This is a genomic window from Pantoea sp. ACRSB, assembly GCF_022346905.1.
GTDB classification, from domain to species: Bacteria; Pseudomonadota; Gammaproteobacteria; order Enterobacterales; family Enterobacteriaceae; genus Pantoea; species Pantoea piersonii.
The window spans coordinates 260,277-277,057 of the sequence record NZ_JAKRNL010000004.1; the positions used below are offsets into that span (position 1 = coordinate 260,277).

Sequence of the window (16,781 nt, forward strand, 5' to 3'; positions counted from 1 at the left end):
TCCGCGCTTGCGGATAATTCAGCGGCCCCAGCGGCTTTGCAAGTAGCGCACCGCCGGCTGTGTCTGCGGCTGTTCGAGGTAGTTTTCCCGGAACAGAATAGTGCCGTCGATGCCCGGCGTGGACTCGTTCAGATCGAGCTGTTTTTTTAACTCCGGCACGCCATTTCCGACCGTCCAGTCCGGCTCGGTGCGCGACGGTTCGCCCACTTTATAGAGCGCTACGCCAATATAGAGACGCGTATGGGTCGGCTTCACCACATCCGCCCACCAGTGCGCCAGCACGTCGTAGCGCGCCGCCTGCCGCGCAAAAGGCCAGTAGAGCTGGGGAGCGATATAGTCGAGCAGCCCTTGCTGCACCCAGCGCCGGGTATCGGCGAAGGCTTCGTCATAGGCCGCCGCGCCGCGCGTGTCGGAGCCAGCCGCATCGTGCGACAGATTGCGCCAGACGCCTGCCGGGCTGACGCCAAATTGCACCTGTGGCTTAAGCTGTTTGATGGTGCGCGAAACCTGTTCAATCAGCAGCTGCGTATTGTGACGCCGCCAGTCCGCCTTCGAGGCGAATCCCTGGCCGTAAGCGCGGTAGGTCTGGCTGTCGTTAAGCGGCGAGGCGGCGGTTTCTGCATAGAAATAGTCGTCGAACTGCACGCCGTCGACGGGATAGCGCGCCACGACCTCCGCCACGATGCTGGTAATCCAGTCACGCGCGTCCGGAATGCCGGGATCGAGCACCAGACGGTCACCAGCGGTGCGGATCCAGTCGCGGTGCAGCACATACACGCTGGCGGGATGAAGCGTCAATGTGCGGTTCAGTTCGGCGATCGTCGAGGGTCGGGTATTGACGGCGACGCGGTAGGGGTTAAACCAGGCGTGTACTTTCATGCCGCGCTTGTGCGCTTCATCCAGCATAAACGCCAGCGGATCGTAGCCGGGATCTTCGCCGATAGCGCCGGTCAGCATATCGGACCAAGGCAAGATATCTGAGCGCCAGAGCGCGGTGCCGTCCGGCTTCACCTGAAAGAAGACGGTGTTGATGCCGAGACTTTTCAGCCTGTCGAGCTTATCTGTCAGCGCCTGCTGTTGCAGGCGGATGCGCAGCGCCGCGCTGCTGACGTTGACCGAATTAACCGGCGGCCAGTCGAGACGGGAGACGGTCGCCAGCCAGACGCCGCGCATTGGCTGCTGCGCCGGGGCAGGCTGCGTTTTTTGCGACGGCGTCCTGGCGGGAAAGGGCGTCACCAGCGACTTTGGCGGCTCGGAGGCGCAGCCGACCAGCAGCAGCGCGGCGGCAAGCAGGGATTTTTTGCGCGCCGTAGAGAAAAAACCGAGGGAACCCTTGATGATAAACTCCTTTTTAGCTGTTCCTTTATCTGAGGTTCCTCATTCTCAGGTTATTACGGCGCAAGTCAACTGCCAGGCCGCCGCGCGCTTACTGATGAAAGCGCAGCGCCAGGTTAAAGCCCTGTTCCGCCGTCACCACAATGGCACCCTGCGCTTCATGGAAGGGAATATCGCCCAGCAGCAGGCTCGCCTTGACCTTTTCCAGGCTGTCGCTGCGGAAGCTGAGCGCAGACATACGCGGCGAGCCGTCATAATCCTCCGGCAGCGAGCCGAAGCGCGTCTGCGCATAGGCGGCAGAGGCGAAACGCACCTTCGCTTCGCCCGCCTTCAGTACGAACGCGCCATCCTGACAGGCCAGAATGCGATCCGCGCCGAACAAATGGCTGTACACCTGGGCGGCGCGCGCCGGATCCTGCGCCACAATGACAAACTCGCTGATGCCCTGCACGCCGTTTGGGTGCGTCTGCCAGGCGGCCTGCCACACCACATGCGGCGTGTCGTGCTGGCAGAAGAAGCTGCGGCCGTTGGGGATCAGCGCCGGGCGTAGCCGAACGGTACGAAAGTGCGCCTCGCTCGCTTCGCCGTCCGGCAGCGTCACCGGGCGGTGAAACGAGGCGGGCGCATCACCATCCAGATCATGATGCTGCAGGTGCAGAAAAGTGCTCTCCGCATCCTGCGTTTTCCAGACCAGCCCGCTCAGGCCGAGCGGTGCCTGCCACAGGTCAGCGCGTCGTTCGCCGCGTCCTGGCTCGTAGCCCAGCAGCTCCAGATAGTTTTCGCCGAAAATCGCCAGATGGTTGCTGGAGCCGAGCGTATGGTGGCCGCGCTCGCTGAGCTGAAAGCCGAGCCGACGATAAAGCGCGCTCGCCTCATCCAGTCGATCGGCCACATTGATAACCGCGTGATCCAGCACAGGTACAGGAACGGGGATCGCCATCTCTTTTCTCCTCTTTTTCGTCATGCGCTGGCCAGGATATCCAGCGCGTGCGGCACAAGCTGAGTAAAGTAGTTCACCGCCGGTTCGATAATGCCTTCATCGGGATCGAACCCGGGATGATGCAGCCCGCATTCGCTGGCGCTGCCGATGCTGACAAACGCGCCCGGCACATGGTGCAGGTAGAAGGCGAAATCTTCGCCGCCCATCTGCGGCGTGCCGCGTTCGGCGCGGAAGCCGCTCGCCTGCGCCTGCGCCAGCATAAAATCGGCCCAGGCGGGCGTATTTACCAGCGCAGGCGGGCCGGCTACCCACTCCAGTTCCGCCTGCGCGCCGAAGCCGGCGGCGATGCTGCCGATAAGCTGGCGCATCTTGTGCGGGATGGCGGTGCGAATCGCATCGTTATGGGTACGCACTGTGCCTTCCAGTTCCACGCTTTGCGGCAGCACATTCCAGGTATTGCCCGCGGTAAAGCGCGTCACGCTGAGCACCACCGACTCCAGCGAACTGAAGACGCGGCTCGGCAGGGTTTGCAGCGCGGTCACGATATGACTGCCGATCACAATGGCGTCGATACCCTCATGCGGCCGCGCGGCGTGCGCGCCCCGGCCGTGAATATGAATGGTGAAGCGGTCAACGTTGGCGTAAAAGGCGCCGCCGCGCGTGCGCAGCGTGCCGAGCGGCAGATCCGGCGCGTTATGCATGCCGAAAATCGCCTGTACGCCCTCCAGCGCACCGGCGTCAATCAGCTGCTGCGCGCCGTTAAAGGTCTCTTCCGCCGGCTGGAACAGAATGCGCACGCGCCCTGGCAGCTGCTGCTCCTGCTGCCGCAGGCGGTGCGCCACGCCGAGCATTATCGAGGTGTGCAGATCGTGGCCGCAGGCGTGCATAACGCCAGGCTGCTGCGACCTCCACGGCCGGTCGACAGCCTCGTCGATGGGCAGAGCGTCGATATCGGCGCGCAGCGCAATCAGCGGTTCGCCCTGGCCTGTCTCGGCTACCACGCCGGTTTTCAGCGCCAGCGGCAGCAGGCGGATATCGGCCTGCCGCAGCCAGCGCGTGATGCGTTCCGTGGTCTGAAATTCATGATTCGACAATTCTGGATGCTGATGCAGCTCGCGTCGCCAGGCGATCAGTTGGTCAGGTGACAACATACTTATCCTTGTGCGTCAGAGGGCAGAAAGGGCTCGCCGAGCGTCAGCATCAGGCGGTTCGCCCAGGCGAAGAAAGCGGTCGACTGCACCAGGTCGAGCTGCGCCAGCGTATCCAGCCCCTGCTGGCGCAGCGCCTGAAGCTGCGCCTGGCTGGCGACGGGCGGCGTAACCGAGAGCGAGGCAGCGAAATCAATATCGGCGGCCCAGCGCGGCGACTGACCATGCGACAGCGCCGCGCCGGGCGCGACATTCAGCAGTTTCTGCACTGCATCCTTATCTTTAGAAAGCTGCGCCGCCTTGCGCGCATGCACCGAGGCGCAGTAGATGCAGCCGTTGATCTTGCTGGCTACCGTAGCGGCCAGTTCGCGTTCGGCGCGCGATAATCCGCCGGCGGTATAGAAGATGCCCTTGTCAGTGAGGGTGCGCTGCTCCAGCACCGGCTGGTTGCGCGCCAGCAGGCGGAAATAGTCGGAGTCGCTGTGGCCGAAACGCGCCAGAATCGCCTGCTCTTCGGCGTCAAACTCCGCCAGCGGCTTCGCCGCCAGCCAGGGTTCCCAGCCGAGTTCCGCCTGGGTAAAGGCGGTGGGCGCGGTTTGCCCGCTGGCGGTGCGTTCAGCGGTATGCCAGCGGCCTGCGACGGCGGCGCGCGGCGGGCTGCTCGTCTCTTCGCCCTGTAGCAGCCGCAAACCGGCAAGCAACCGACTCTGGAAGCTGATAAAGGCCACCAGCTGCGCCAGCGTGACTACGCCGCGCGCGCTCCAGCCAGCGTCGCGCAGCGCCTGGATATGCTCAGGCGCGGCGGCGACCGGCTCAAAGGTAAGGCGTCTGGCAAAGGCCAGCGCCTGCGTCTGGCGCGCGGCGTCGCCGAGCGGCTGGAACGCCTGATGCGCGGCATAGTGCGCGCGCAGCCGTTCAGCGCCATGCCACTCCGCCACCTGCGCCGCCAGCGCGACGCGTTCAGCCAGCGGGAAATCGGTCTCCTGCTGGCTGAACAGCACCTCATAGCTGCCCTGCGTATGCCGGGTGGCGGCATCGCGCGTGGCGCGCGCCTGCGCCAGTTCACTGGCGGGATCGATATCGGCCAGTTCGGCCAGCAGATCGTGGGATTGAGTCATGATTTCTCCTGAGAAGTCAGCGTGCGCAGCCAGGGCGCGATCTGTTCGGCGATAAGTTCAATAGAGCGCAAGGTATCGGCATGCGACGGCTCGACGGAGTGCACCTGAAACGAGATATCGGTAACGCGCGGCAGCACGCTGTCCTGCGCCAGCGAGGCGCGCACCCTGTCGGGATCGCCGATATGGGCGTCGAACTGCGCGAAAATATCGTCCAGCGACTCGCCGCGCAGCGCATGTCCGGCGGCGCGGTACTGCTGCGCCTGATGACGGATGCCCGGCTCGGCAACGCGGCGCGCCCAGGCGTCAGAATCGGCGACAAAAGCGGTGCGCGAGGCGAGAATACGCGGCGCAACGCCCGCAGGCAGCGCGGCAAGGTAGGCGTCGATAAGCGGGTTCTGTATCGCATCCAGCGCGCGCGCCGGATCTTCTGCCGGACGCGGCTGAGTGCGCGACAGCATCAGGCCGTGGCCAGCCGCCCCGGCGCGCGCCGCCCCCTCGGCGGAAAAGGTGGCGATCCAGACGCGCTGCGCCAGCTGCGGCGCGGCAGGGTAAAGATGATTATCAGGATGACCCAGCGAATCGCCGCGCCAGGCGCTGAGCAACTGATGCAGGTTATCGGCGAACGCGGCGGCGCGCTGTTCAAAGGTCAGGCCGAAGGGCAGAAAGGAGTCGGGCGTGCCGCCGGAGCCCAGGCCGATTTCCAGACGTCCCTCCGCCAGCAGATCCAGTACCGCCGCATCCTCCGCCACGCGCAGCGCATTTTCCATCGGCAGGGTGATAATCGCCGTACCGAGACGGATGGTGCGGGTATGCGCCGCCGCGTGCGCCAGAAAGACCAGCGGAGCGGGCAGGCCACCCTCCGCCTCGTGAAAATGGTGCTGCGCAATCCAGGCGCTGTCAAAGCCGAGCCGTTCGGCGTGCTGGATCTGTTCGGTTGCCAGGCGGTAGCGCTGCTGCGCAGATGCCTTATCCAGCAGCCGGGTAAAAAAGCCAATGCGTCGCGTCATGCGGAAGCCCTCATTCGCTGAGTAAACCGGGGAATAGCGGCGATCAGTTCGCGGGTATAGGCATGACGGGGAGCGGCAAACAGCGTGACAACGTCACCGCTCTCTACCACTTCGCCTGCACGCAGTACCGTGATGCTGTCAGCCATATGGCGCACCGTCGCCAGGTCATGGGTAATAAACAAATAGGTGAGGCCCAGCTCGTTCTGTAGCTGTTGCAACAGCAGCAGAATTTGCGCCTGAACAGTGACGTCGAGCGCCGAGGTCGCCTCGTCGAGCACCAGAATATCGGGGTTGAGGATGAGCGCGCGGGCAAGGGCGACGCGCTGGCGCTGGCCGCCGGAAAGCTCGCGCGCCCCGCGCGTCAGAAGCTCGGCAGGCAGCGCCACACGCTCCGCCACCGCCTCGGCGCGCTGCCGACGTTCAGCGGCACTGAGCCGTTCGAAATTGCGTAGCGGCTCCTCAATAATCTCCCGCAGCGTCTGGCGCGGATCGAGCGAGGCGAAGGGGTTCTGATAGACGAACTGAATTTTGCGCCGCAGCTGGCGCAGCGCTTCGCCGCGCAGCCCGCTGACCAGCGTGCCGTCCAGCGTGACGCTGCCGCTGTCTGCCTGTTCAAAGCCGAGAAGAATGCGCGCCAGGGTGGTTTTACCGGAACCCGATTCGCCGACCAGCGCATGGGTCGAGGCGCGCGCCACCTGGAAACTGACGTTATTTAACGCCTGTAACCGCTGGTTTTTGCCCAGGGTGAAGGCTTTACCGATAGCGCTGACGCTGATAGCGGGCGTCGCCAGGCGGTCCGGGACGCGGCGCGTAATGCGATGCGGCGCGGCATCCCGCAGCAGCTGGCGGGTATAGACGTGCTGCGGCGCGCCAACCAGCTGCGCGGCAGGCGCCGATTCCTGAATCTCGCCATGGCGGAACACCATAATGCGGTCTGCGCGCTCGGCGGCTAACGCCAGATCGTGGGTGACGAACAACACGGCGGTGCCGGAGTCGCGGCGCAGCGCGTCGAGCAGATCGAGGATGCGCTTCTGCACCGTGACGTCGAGGGCGCTGGTGGGTTCGTCGGCAATAATAAGATCGGGGCTGAGCGCCAGCGCGATAGCAATCAGCACGCGCTGTTTCATGCCGCCCGATAGCTGGTGCGGATACTGAAGCGCCCGCTGTTCGGGATGGCTGAGGCCGACGCGGGTCAGCAGCTCCACCACGCGACGCTGGCGCTCTTCACCGTTGAGCGCAGTATGCAGGCGCAGGATCTCCTCAACCTGCGCGCCAACGGTTTTTACCGGATTAAGAGAGTTGCCGGGATCCTGCGGCACCAGGCTGATGCGCACGCCGCGCAGCCGGTCGAGGCGTTTTTGCGACCAGTCGGCAATATCTTCGCCGTTCAGGCGGATCTCTCCGCTGTCGCGGCGGGCATTTTCCGCCATCAGTCCGATAATCGCCTGCGCGGTGGTGGTTTTACCGGAGCCTGATTCGCCTACCAGCGCCACCATTTCACCGGCCTGAAGTTCGAAGCTGACGTCGTGTACCACCTGACGCCATTGATGCCCGCTGCGATAGCTCAGGCTGAGATGTTTAACCGCCAGCAGCGGTAGGGGTGTGCTCATCGACGACCTCCTGCAATCTGAACGCTGATGCGACTGGCGGCGAGCACCACGGCGATCACCAGCAGGCCGGGGAACGTGGTCAGCCACCACGCGGTAGAGAGATAATTACGCCCTTCGGCGATCAGCAGTCCCCATTCAGGCGCGGGTGGCGGCGTGCCATAGCCGAGAAAACTGAGCGTCGAGAGCGCCAGAATTGCCTGGCCGAACTGCAGCGCGGCGAAGGCAATGGCGGGCGTCAGCGCATTGGGGACAATATGGCGGCGCAGCACAGCGAAAAAGGTGCCGCCGCTGCCGAAGGCCGCTTCAACATAATCGCTGTGGCGGATACGCACGACTTCGCCGCGCGTCAGCCGCGCGAAGCTGGCGATCGACGCTGCGCCCACCGCCAGCGCGGCGTGCAGCGTGCCGAAGCCGAGCAGGATCAATACGCTGAGCGACAGCAGCAGCGAAGGAATAGAGAGCAGGACATCGACGGCGCGCATGATCAGCGCCTCGGTTCTACCGCCGGTCGCGCCTGCCAGCACGCCGAGCGCACTGCCCGCCGTCAGCCCCATTGCCACTGCGATGGTCGCGGCGGAGAGGGACGCCGAGGCGCCGTAAACCATACGCGCCCAGAGATCGCGTCCCAGCTGGTCGGTGCCGAGCCAGTGTCCCGCCTGCGGTGCCAGGCGCTGCGTGCCGGGGATGCCTTCAGTGGCGCTGTAGTGGGTAAAGAGCGTCGGCGCGATCGCCGCGCCTGCCGCCAGTAGTAAAACCAGCCATGCCAGCCACAGGCCCGGCTGAATGCGCAGCGCCCGACGTCCGGCGGTCGGCGTGGCGCGCCGCGCAGAGGCATAATCAACAAGGCTCACAGGGCACCTCCGGAAACAGGTTGCAGGCGCGGATCGAACAGCGGCATCAGAAGATCGACCAGCAGGTTGATCGCCACAAAACCGAGCGCGGAGATCATCACCACGGCCTGAAGAACCGCGACATCCTGGTTATTGACCGCCTGCTGCGTCAGCTGGCCGAGACCGCCGAGGCCGAATACGGTTTCGGTGATTAGCGCGCCAGCGATCAGTTCGCCCAGCAGCAGCCCGGCGATGGTCAGCACCGGCAGCATGGCGTTGCGCAGCACGTGACGCCACAGCACGCGGCTTTCGCTTGCGCCTTTAGCGCGTGCCACCGCCACAAAGGGCTGGGTAGAGACCTCGTCGATGCTGCGCAGCAGGATCTGCGCCAGCGGCGCGGAGATCGGTACTGCCACCGTCACGATCGGCAGCAGCAAGCCCTGCCAGGGCGAAGGATTGATTACCGGGATCCAGCGCAGCTGGAAAGAGAAGATCTGAATCAGCGCAATGCCGAGCCAGAAAGTCGGTATCGAGATAAAAAGCGCGGGCACCGACTGTAACAGCGACCGCACTCTGCGCAGCGCGGGCAGACGGGAGAGCGCCGCCAGCCCGAAGGCGAGCAGCGTCGCCAGCAGAAAACCGCACAGCGCCAGACGCAGCGTGCCCGGCAGGCTGTCGGCAAGCTGCGCGCTGACTGCCACGCCCGCCTGCACTGAAAAGCCGAAATCGCCGTGAAGCATGGCAAAGAGCGTGTGCAGATATTGCCGCCATAGCGGACTGTCCGCGCCGTAGGCGAGGCGCATCTCCGCTATCTGCTGCGGGCTTAGCCCAAGGTCGGGGTTCTGAAATTTGATCAGCACCGCGTCGCCGGGCAACACCTGCAGCAGGAAAAAAGAGAGGGTAAAGGCCGCCCATAACACCAGCAGGCCGCTACTCAACCGATGCAGCAGATAGCGTCTCATTGTTCACCCCGCCTTAATGTTTTTCCAGCCAGGCGCCGTAGAACGCCGGGCGGCCGACCGCTTCGAAGCGCAGGCCTTTCAGCCAGGGCGCGCCAGCGAAGACCTGCGGCTCCTCGAAGATCGGGATGACGTAGGCGTTATCCAGCAGGTAGCGCTGCACGTCGCCAGTCAGCTGCAGGCGTTTCGCCGGATCGACCTCGGCGGAGATAGCCAGCAGCAGGTTATTCAGCCTGTCGTCGCGGAAGCTCCTGACTTTGTCGCTGGAGCCGCCTTTTTGCAGCAGCGCGTCGCGGTTGGCGGGATAGAACTGACTTTTCACTACATCCGGATCGGCGCGGCCCACTTCCGAGACGGTAAGCGGCGTCTTCAGCGGATCGAGGCTGTCGAGGGTTTTGCTGCCGGCGTCGCCCGCTTTAACCGTCAGCGCGACGCCAACCTGACGCCACTGCTGGGCGATTAGCTGCAATACCTCTTTGTTTTGCGGCTGCGGCAGCGATTCATAAACCGTCAGCGCCAGCGGCTTGCCCTCTTTTACGCGAATGCCGTCGGCACCCGTTTTCCAGCCCGCGTCGTCCAGCAGCTTTTTCGCCTGTTCCGGGTCGAATGTTAATTTATCGCTGAGGTCAACGAAGCCCGCCGCGCTCGCGGCAATGACCGATTTCGCCTGCGGATAGGCGGGGGAGAAAAGGGTATCGACCACCTGTTTCGCATTGGTGGCGTGCAGCAGCGCCTGTCGCACGCGCAGATCGCTTACCAGCGGATTGTCGGGGCGGAAGCTGATGCTGTCGTTCACGCCGCGCGTCGGTGCCGCGTAGAGAGGAAACTGCTGGTCCTTCGCCTGCTTCTCATCATAAGCCTGCACCTGGCGGATCACGTCTGCCTGGCCTGCCAGCAAGGCGCCGATGCGCACGCTGTCTTCCGGCGTGACGATAATTTTTATGCCGTCAAGGTTGGCAGGGCCTTGCTGCTGCGCATGTTTCGGCCCCCACTGATAATCCTTACGCGCGGCCAGATCGACCTCGCGGCCAAGCTTTTCGTCGCTGACCACAAAGGGGCCGGAGCCGATAATATGACGCGCGTCGCCAAGCTGGTCGAAATTACGCGCCAGCGTACTGAGCGAGACAAGACCGGAGCCAATGGTCGCGGTGCCCTGTAAAAAACCGGGCGACGGCTTTTTAAAATAAAACTTCACCGTCAGCGGATCGATAACTTCGCTGTGGTCATAGTTATTAATCACCTCGGATACCGGCAGGCGTTGCGCTTTATTTCCCAGCCCGTAGGTGTCGAAGTTTTTCGCTACTGCACTGGCATCCAGCGGCGTGCCGTCAGAAAAGGTCACGCCAGGGCGAATTTTAAAGGTGTATTCGGTGTTATCCGCATTGCTGCTCCAGCTCTCCGCAATCCACGGCTCGACCTGTAGCGTCTCAGGATTTTGCCAGGTGAGCTTATCGGTGATCTGATTAAGTATGCCGCCGTTGGGGTAGAAACCGCCGGCGGGCGGATAAAGCGTGGTGTGCGCCTGCTGCTCAAGGTAGATAAGCGTGCCGCCTTTAACCGGCGTCTCCGCCGCGTGAACCGTGAAACTCCCTGCAAGCAGAGCAAATGCCAGTGCGCGCGGCAGCGGCGAAAAATGAAATCGCATCATATGAATTCCTTTGTTATCAGTTGCCTCAGAGGCGGAATTCATCATCGGACGCGACGCAAGGCAAATGAACCAATGAATTGAGCAAAGCTTATCTGAAAATAACAAATGGTGTTTCGTACAGGCGAACAGCGGTTATCACAGAAGGCGGTGGATATATTTTTTGGTTATATTTGTTGAGGGACAAGTCGGTCTTCCTTGGCAATATCCAGGCGAAAATATCTTTATTTAATTTATTACAAATCGGACAGGATTAATCTTTAAACAGCAGTGATTTTTTAAATTTAATTGGCAAAAAACAACCTAAGTTAATACTATGTTGAAATCAGTTCACAACACATTGCTCTTTTAACTGACAAAGCCAAACAGTCATAAAACAAATTAGATAATTAGCATTTAATTCCGTCTTGTTTAGCTTGGGTTTCTTTTTGAAGTCACATAATTTTCTCATTCAATATGAACTCCCTGGTTAGTGATGATAGCACGACACCCACTAATCTCACCTTTGCAATCATTTATAATGAATATAATTATCAGGCTTATTTAATGCGAATTAAAAGCTCTCTTTTTGGTTGGGAAGAAACCGGTTTGGATGTATACAGAAAATGCCATTATGAGTTAAATGGTAATGCTTCTAGCGATCCAGATCTCCTTAACTTTCAGCATCAAATCTATAATATTAAGCACCGCTATATGATAAAGGTAGACAACAAAGGAAATATTCTTGCAGCAATATGTGTTTGGGATGATAAATATTTGGCAAACGATCCGAGAACCAGCGAATTGACCAGCTCAGAATTACTCCCTATATCCTCAAACGAATTGGTTTTACCAATAAGCAAGGATGCAAAAATAATTCTACCTTTCAAAACAAAGATTTTATCTTCCCTGCATGGTGCAAATATTTTAAATAGTACCTTTAGATTTAATGCCAGGCGCAAAATTTGTATTGCTCGCAATCCTCTTGAGTTTTCCTCGAAAACACGACAAACCAGAAAGAGAGAGTTAAAGAAATTTATGGAGATGGGCGGCGAGATCTTGGATGTAGAAAACTTTGACGCGAAAACGACAATGTACATCTTTGATGATCTTTTCTATAAAAGGCGTGGCAAGCATGCCATTAACTTATCGCTGAATATTGAATTAATAAAAAGTTTTCCTGAAAAATTTGTGGGTAAGATACTTTTCATGCATGGTAAGCCATGCGCCATGCAGTTGATCACCAAAATCGAGTGTAAAGGAGCAATATTTTTTGATTACATTAATATAGGGCTGGATACAGCATTAAAAAACTTAAGTCTGGGGACTGTTCTTACCTGGGTGAATGTAAATCACGCTAGTGAGATGTGTGTTAAAACAAATAAGGCCATGCGTTTTTCGTTTGGAAGGCCAACCTTTGATTATAAGGCACGCTGGTGTGACAGTTATGAACTAGGCAGAAGCCTGGTTATATAATTTGTTAATTTGGCATGCTCGACCATGGAATGAGCTTATAAGCTGATTCATCTTTCAAGCGTATCAGGTTAATACTTTTAAGCTCTCCTGGATATGCCATCAATTTAATCAGGCCGGCTTTGTGCTCATCAGTAATGACATCCCGTTGCAGTTCTGTTCGCCAGTCTGATGTTATGTCATGTGCAGCGGTGAGGGCCTCCGCCGGTCCCGTTCGGCTCAGATCTGGCAGCCTATAACTGGATCGTTCAGCATGGGCTTACCGCTACTGTTTATTATATTCGACACTATCATAAGCCCCCTCTGCTATCTCCCTGATGAGGCATGTATATTCTTAACCTCTGTGCTTAAAGAGGAGGCTATGGATGAAAAAATTTTTTAGTGGTGTAATTCAGGATGTGCGACACTCATTCCATGAATCTGTATACTGGATATTACCATCAACAATTTTCCAGCTGATTTTTTCATACTGTAAGCTTACGCTATTTTACGTGGTTCATTTTTTCATTGCCTGCTAATTTTACATTAGGCACACCACAATGATTGCATTGTTCGAGAGCCCAAAAGTGATCGTACTTTACAAGCTCCAGACGGAATTCGTTCGTTGCCGCGATCCAGCGTCCACGACTACCCCATCTGATTTTTCCAGCATCGTCTCTCCAGTTTGGTCTTTACGCGGCATGCTGAGCACCCCTGGAAAAGTGTATATAACTCAGCAACTGCAAGCGGCATTTTTTTCAAGTTACATCTAGTCCCAAATGGGAAGAAAAACGTTCAGACCAGATGTTTACTTAATGATAAAAATAATTAGCATAAAACGATTAGCCGCAATGCTCTATTTCGGAAAAGTCGTTTATGGCTTGCCCGGCAGGCAGTTGATACTCTTTTACCCGCTAAAGGATTAAGCAAATGGCTCTACAAGGGAGTTTTGTATTAAACGGTGCAAATTACGCCCCCTTTGACCTATACGGGGTAGGCGTTTTTATGGCTTTCTCAGGAAATGGCTTTTACCGCAATAATGTTGCCTGTGTGACAATCCCTAATAACGGCCCCATACCACCAGGCAGATACTGGATAGTAGAACGTGGAGCTGGCGGCATTGGCTCTTGGGTTAAAGCTAGATCACTAGATTTAGTAAATAAAATTTTCTATGGCGCGGAATTTGGTCGTGATGAATGGTTTGCCTTATACAGGGACGATGGAAGCATTGACGATACGACCTGGATTAATGGGGTTAGCCGGGGACTATTTAGATTGCACCCTGGGAGAATTTCAGAAGGTTACATAACGATTGTGCATAATTCTGATTACGCGCTGATAAGAAATGCTTTACTGAGAACAACACCAATGCAGGTTCCTCGCATTGAATCCCTTAAGGCTCGAGGCTGGATTGAGGTTATAGCCCATGACTATAAAAACATTTGCCCGAAGAGTTTCTAAAGTTGCGCTTTACTTCTTCATCTGCCTGATTGTGGGTCGCTTAACTGGAAACCCAGAATTATGGTTTGACCATGAGCTGGCGGATCGTATCGCTCAAATAGTTTATGGACCCGGTGAAATAGGCGCAGATAATTTTTTTGATCTCTATACTTATATTTCAGTAATTACTTTGATTCTTGTTTCAACTCCAGTTTATGTTTTTATAATGATAATCATAAAAAAAATAAGATGATAAAATTCCAGCACCTTAGTATATGCGGATCAAAAAGGATGGCGGTGCCGATATCAAAGGCGCTGCAGGTATTGAAGATTGTTAAGGCCATATTGAAACAGTCGGGTTAAGTTATGGTGTAAGTTTGCCTATAGAGAGCCGGGCAGAAAAGTCACTGGATTTAATTGTACTTTTACAAATACTAAGTTGAATGAAATAACACATTAACGTATGATGAGGAAATTAATATTCAGCATGGAAAATAGGAGGTGGGAATGCTATATATCCTGATTCATAAGAATGGCTTCCTGGTATTTTAAGTGAATTCATTCAGATTTATCAAAAAATATTTATTAACCCTACCCCCCCCCCAGTAATTGATAAGTTAATCTCATTCTTTACCAGAGCATTCCTCTGGCAGGGTTTTGCCGGGCTTTTCAATCCAGCAATCATTATCAAAACAATAAAAATTCAAATGTAAATGCTATTATTTATTTTTTTAACAATCAAAATAGAATTAATTTCCAAGTTCCTGTAAATATTTTAAAGTAAGTAAGTAAGGAAAAGGAATTTCAAGTTAAAATTATTTTGAAAATGAGTATGTCATTCATGTTGTTCGACGATCATTCCATGAATCTGTGAATTGAATATTACCATCAACAATTTTCCAGCTGATTTTTTCATATTGTAAACTTACGCTTTCTACGTGGTTCATTTTTTCATTGCCTGCTAATTTTACATTAGGAACGCCACAATTGACGCCGGTAATTTTGACACTTTCCATCAGCACGCTGTAATAGCAAACTTCCTGTCCGGCATCGTCGATGTGATAAAAACAGATTTCTGCACTTTTAAGTGTCTGGCCAGTAGCCGCGGCCTTGTAAAGATAAGGCGTTGAGCTATCAACCTCTTTTTCGATCATCATTGCTGAATGTTGACGCGTGCCAGTGATTTTACCTGTTGCGCTGTCTACAGGCAGATTAATACCATGACTTAATCCAAGTATTTCTATACTGCCTTCGCGATCCTGAACGTCTACAGAGCCTTTAATATCGGCACCGCCGTCATCTTTTAACCACATATAGGGAGGGATTGGCATATGAATGTTTCCTTATTTTACGAAAGATTTTCATTATAGCTAAGTAAATTAGTGCAGTGATTAAAGTTACTATAGCTACATCGGTATAAAAATAAGCATCATAGAGTGATTCAGCGTTTATATCTCCGCTTATAACAAGAGCCAGTTTGCATGCAAAATCATGACTTATGAAGCTATCTGGATTCGGGAGCGTTCTTCCTGAGGTAATGAAAATTGTTATTAACAATGTTGTTTTAGCGAACTTACGGGCAAGTATTCGTACCATTGGATGTTACCTCAACCCAGCACGAACCAGTATCCTGGGCAATGGTTATGCATCCTTCTGATAAAGTATCAGGATGCAATCTGAAGCCCGCCATAAATCGGCGTCCTTTAAAATAAAAATTCCCGGTAGAGCCATTTACTTGTTCCTTTAACCAGTAAAAAGTATTAACCGCCAGCCAGAGCATGAAAGGCTTGTCTGAGAGAGTGCAGAACGGATAACTATTTTATATTAATTAGTTTGCTTGTTTAGTAAATATATCTCCTGGAAGTATTGCTTCCCATTTAGGAAGGGATGTTACTTATCAAGTCCACCGCTTTTGATTGTTATGTTTATATAATGTGGTTTTAAAGCGGGGTTCAATTAACACCAAAAGGCCAGATTTTTGCTTCCTCTGCTCACCCAAACGTTTCTGTCGATAATTACTGGTAAGCGTTACTTCTTCTGTTTTGTCACCATCACTTACCGTCAGTCTATATGCCTGTTTCAGCAAAACATTCCCGTTTAGTTTGTTAGCCATGTCCCACCAGGGAAAGTAAATAAACACATAAAAGGAACTCGCACATAATTGCATGTTTTATAAAGGGGTGGTAGTGGAACCCAGCATCCGATCTGCCCGATATGAAAAAATTAAATATGCATGTGACAATAACATGTTTTACGAATTATTAACCTCGCCTCACACTGAGCCGCAACTGAATATGAGTGAGGAAAGGTGAATGTCATATCGTCTGAGTCTGCTGGATAAATCGCCGGTGCTGGCGGATGAGTCGGCCAGCAGCGCGTTGCAGCGCACATTGCAGCTGGCGCAGCTGGCAGAACGCTGGGGCTATCACCGTTTCTGGCTGGCTGAACACCACAATATCGCGCAGCTGGCGAGCCCGTCGCCGGAGGTGCTGATCGCCTGGATTATCGCGCAGACGCAGCACATTCGCGTCGGCTCTGGCGGCGTAATGCTGCAACACTACAGCCCCTATAAGGTGGCGGAAAACTTCAACCTGCTGGCGTCGCTGGCGCCGGGCCGCATCGACCTGGGCGTCGGCAAAGCGCCGGGCGGGCTGCCGCTGTCGACCCGCGCGCTGCAGGCGGGCGTAAACGCAGAGGCGAAAGGGAGCTTTGCCGATCAGCTGCGACAGCTAAGCCAGTGGCTCGATGCGGCGCCGCAAAAGGCGGTCGACGAAGAGAGTCTGTACGCCACGCCGCTGCCGTCGCGCCCGGCCAGTCGCTTTCTGTTGGGCGCCAGCGAAGAGAGCGCGACGCTGGCCGCGCAGCAGGGCTGGCAACTGGTATTCGCCGCGCACCTCAACGGCGACAGCCAGCTTATGGAGAATACCCTCGCCACCTACTATCGCCTCAGCGGTCAGCGCGCCCTCGTCGCGGTGCAGGCGGTGGTGGCTGACTCTCCGGCTGAAGCGGATTTACTGGTAAACGGCCTGCGTCACTATCACGTCAAGGTCAACGGCGGACAGGGAGTCAACGTCGGCAGCCTGGAGCAGGCGGAACGCTACGTGCGTCAGGGCGGCTTTACCGATTATGTTATCGAGCCGCGTACGCCTTCGCTGCTCAAAGGCACCGCCGCGCAGGTGCGCGCCCAGCTTGACGCGCTGCATCAGCGCTATGCCGTCGAAGAGTTCATTATCGATACGCCAGTCGGCGAGCCGAAAGCGCGCATACGTTCGCTGGAGTTGCTGGCGGCCACCCATCTGGTCGCGGCCTGACCCTGGC

At 56.1% G+C, this 16,781-nt stretch carries 15 protein-coding genes and 1 pseudogene; 4 read left to right on the forward strand and 12 right to left on the reverse strand.

The window, feature by feature from the left end; translation table 11 throughout:
• Window positions 1–18: 18 nt before the first annotated feature.
• The 9 genes from MHZ89_RS14485 to MHZ89_RS14525 all read right to left on the reverse strand — a co-directional run bounded on the left by MHZ89_RS14485 (window position 19) and on the right by MHZ89_RS14525 (window position 10,595).
• On the reverse strand, window positions 19–1,341 hold the full coding sequence (locus MHZ89_RS14485) for a glycoside hydrolase family 10 protein (RefSeq protein WP_311783717.1): 1,323 nt from the start codon (window positions 1,339–1,341) through the stop codon (window positions 19–21).
• Window positions 1,342–1,426: 85 nt separating this feature from the next.
• Window positions 1,427–2,275, reverse strand: coding sequence for a VOC family protein (locus MHZ89_RS14490; protein ID WP_311783579.1), 849 nt, complete (start codon window positions 2,273–2,275; stop codon window positions 1,427–1,429).
• Between the two features lie 20 nt (window positions 2,276–2,295).
• On the reverse strand, window positions 2,296–3,426 hold the full coding sequence (locus MHZ89_RS14495) for an amidohydrolase (RefSeq protein WP_409373281.1): 1,131 nt from the start codon (window positions 3,424–3,426) through the stop codon (window positions 2,296–2,298).
• A 2-nt stretch (window positions 3,427–3,428) separates the two neighbouring features.
• Window positions 3,429–4,541, reverse strand: coding sequence for an alkylhydroperoxidase domain protein (locus MHZ89_RS14500; RefSeq protein ID WP_311783580.1), 1,113 nt, complete (start codon window positions 4,539–4,541; stop codon window positions 3,429–3,431).
• On the reverse strand, window positions 4,538–5,548 hold the full coding sequence (locus tag MHZ89_RS14505; protein WP_311783581.1) for a putative FMN-dependent luciferase-like monooxygenase: 1,011 nt from the start codon (window positions 5,546–5,548) through the stop codon (window positions 4,538–4,540). The genes MHZ89_RS14500 and MHZ89_RS14505 overlap by 4 nt, the downstream gene beginning before the upstream one ends.
• Entirely contained in the window at window positions 5,545–7,158 is a 1,614-nt protein-coding gene (locus MHZ89_RS14510; RefSeq protein WP_311783582.1) for an ABC transporter ATP-binding protein, read from the reverse strand. The genes MHZ89_RS14505 and MHZ89_RS14510 overlap by 4 nt, the downstream gene beginning before the upstream one ends.
• Window positions 7,155–8,009, reverse strand: coding sequence for an ABC transporter permease (locus MHZ89_RS14515; protein ID WP_311783583.1), 855 nt, complete (start codon window positions 8,007–8,009; stop codon window positions 7,155–7,157). Before MHZ89_RS14515 ends, MHZ89_RS14510 begins: the two co-directional genes overlap by 4 nt.
• Window positions 8,006–8,950, reverse strand: a complete 945-nt coding sequence (locus tag MHZ89_RS14520) for an ABC transporter permease (protein WP_311783584.1) — start codon at window positions 8,948–8,950, stop codon at window positions 8,006–8,008. Before MHZ89_RS14520 ends, MHZ89_RS14515 begins: the two co-directional genes overlap by 4 nt.
• 13 nt (window positions 8,951–8,963) lie before the next feature.
• Window positions 8,964–10,595, reverse strand: a complete 1,632-nt coding sequence (locus MHZ89_RS14525) for a TIGR04028 family ABC transporter substrate-binding protein (RefSeq protein WP_409373282.1) — start codon at window positions 10,593–10,595, stop codon at window positions 8,964–8,966.
• 543 nt (window positions 10,596–11,138) lie between these two features.
• Here MHZ89_RS14525 and MHZ89_RS14530 point away from each other — a divergent pair.
• Window positions 11,139–12,047, forward strand: coding sequence for a hypothetical protein (locus tag MHZ89_RS14530; RefSeq protein WP_311783585.1), 909 nt, complete (start codon window positions 11,139–11,141; stop codon window positions 12,045–12,047).
• A 388-nt stretch (window positions 12,048–12,435) separates the two neighbouring features.
• Here the strand turns inward: MHZ89_RS14530 and MHZ89_RS14535 are convergent.
• Window positions 12,436–12,586 (reverse strand): annotated as a pseudogene (locus tag MHZ89_RS14535) (type VI secretion system tube protein Hcp); the annotation flags it as partial.
• 367 nt (window positions 12,587–12,953) lie between these two features.
• Between MHZ89_RS14535 and MHZ89_RS14540 the strand changes: the two are divergent.
• Both MHZ89_RS14540 and MHZ89_RS14545 read left to right on the forward strand, forming a co-directional pair.
• On the forward strand, window positions 12,954–13,484 hold the full coding sequence (locus tag MHZ89_RS14540) for a DUF2778 domain-containing protein (RefSeq protein ID WP_311783586.1): 531 nt from the start codon (window positions 12,954–12,956) through the stop codon (window positions 13,482–13,484).
• Window positions 13,450–13,716, forward strand: a complete 267-nt coding sequence (locus MHZ89_RS14545) for a hypothetical protein (protein ID WP_311783587.1) — start codon at window positions 13,450–13,452, stop codon at window positions 13,714–13,716. Before MHZ89_RS14540 ends, MHZ89_RS14545 begins: the two co-directional genes overlap by 35 nt.
• Window positions 13,717–14,302: 586 nt before the next feature.
• On the opposite strand, the gene MHZ89_RS14550 is transcribed toward MHZ89_RS14545, so the two are convergent.
• Both MHZ89_RS14550 and MHZ89_RS14555 read right to left on the reverse strand, forming a co-directional pair.
• A complete protein-coding gene (locus MHZ89_RS14550) occupies window positions 14,303–14,794 on the reverse strand; it encodes a type VI secretion system tube protein TssD (RefSeq protein WP_311783588.1) in 492 nt (163 codons plus the stop codon).
• A 566-nt stretch (window positions 14,795–15,360) separates the two neighbouring features.
• On the reverse strand, window positions 15,361–15,576 hold the full coding sequence (locus MHZ89_RS14555) for a hypothetical protein (protein ID WP_311783589.1): 216 nt from the start codon (window positions 15,574–15,576) through the stop codon (window positions 15,361–15,363).
• Window positions 15,577–15,775: 199 nt separating this feature from the next.
• Between MHZ89_RS14555 and MHZ89_RS14560 the strand changes: the two genes are divergently transcribed.
• Window positions 15,776–16,774: an MsnO8 family LLM class oxidoreductase gene (locus MHZ89_RS14560; RefSeq protein ID WP_311783590.1), complete on the forward strand. Its 999-nt coding sequence runs from the start codon at window positions 15,776–15,778 to the stop codon at window positions 16,772–16,774.
• Window positions 16,775–16,781 lie beyond the last annotated feature (7 nt).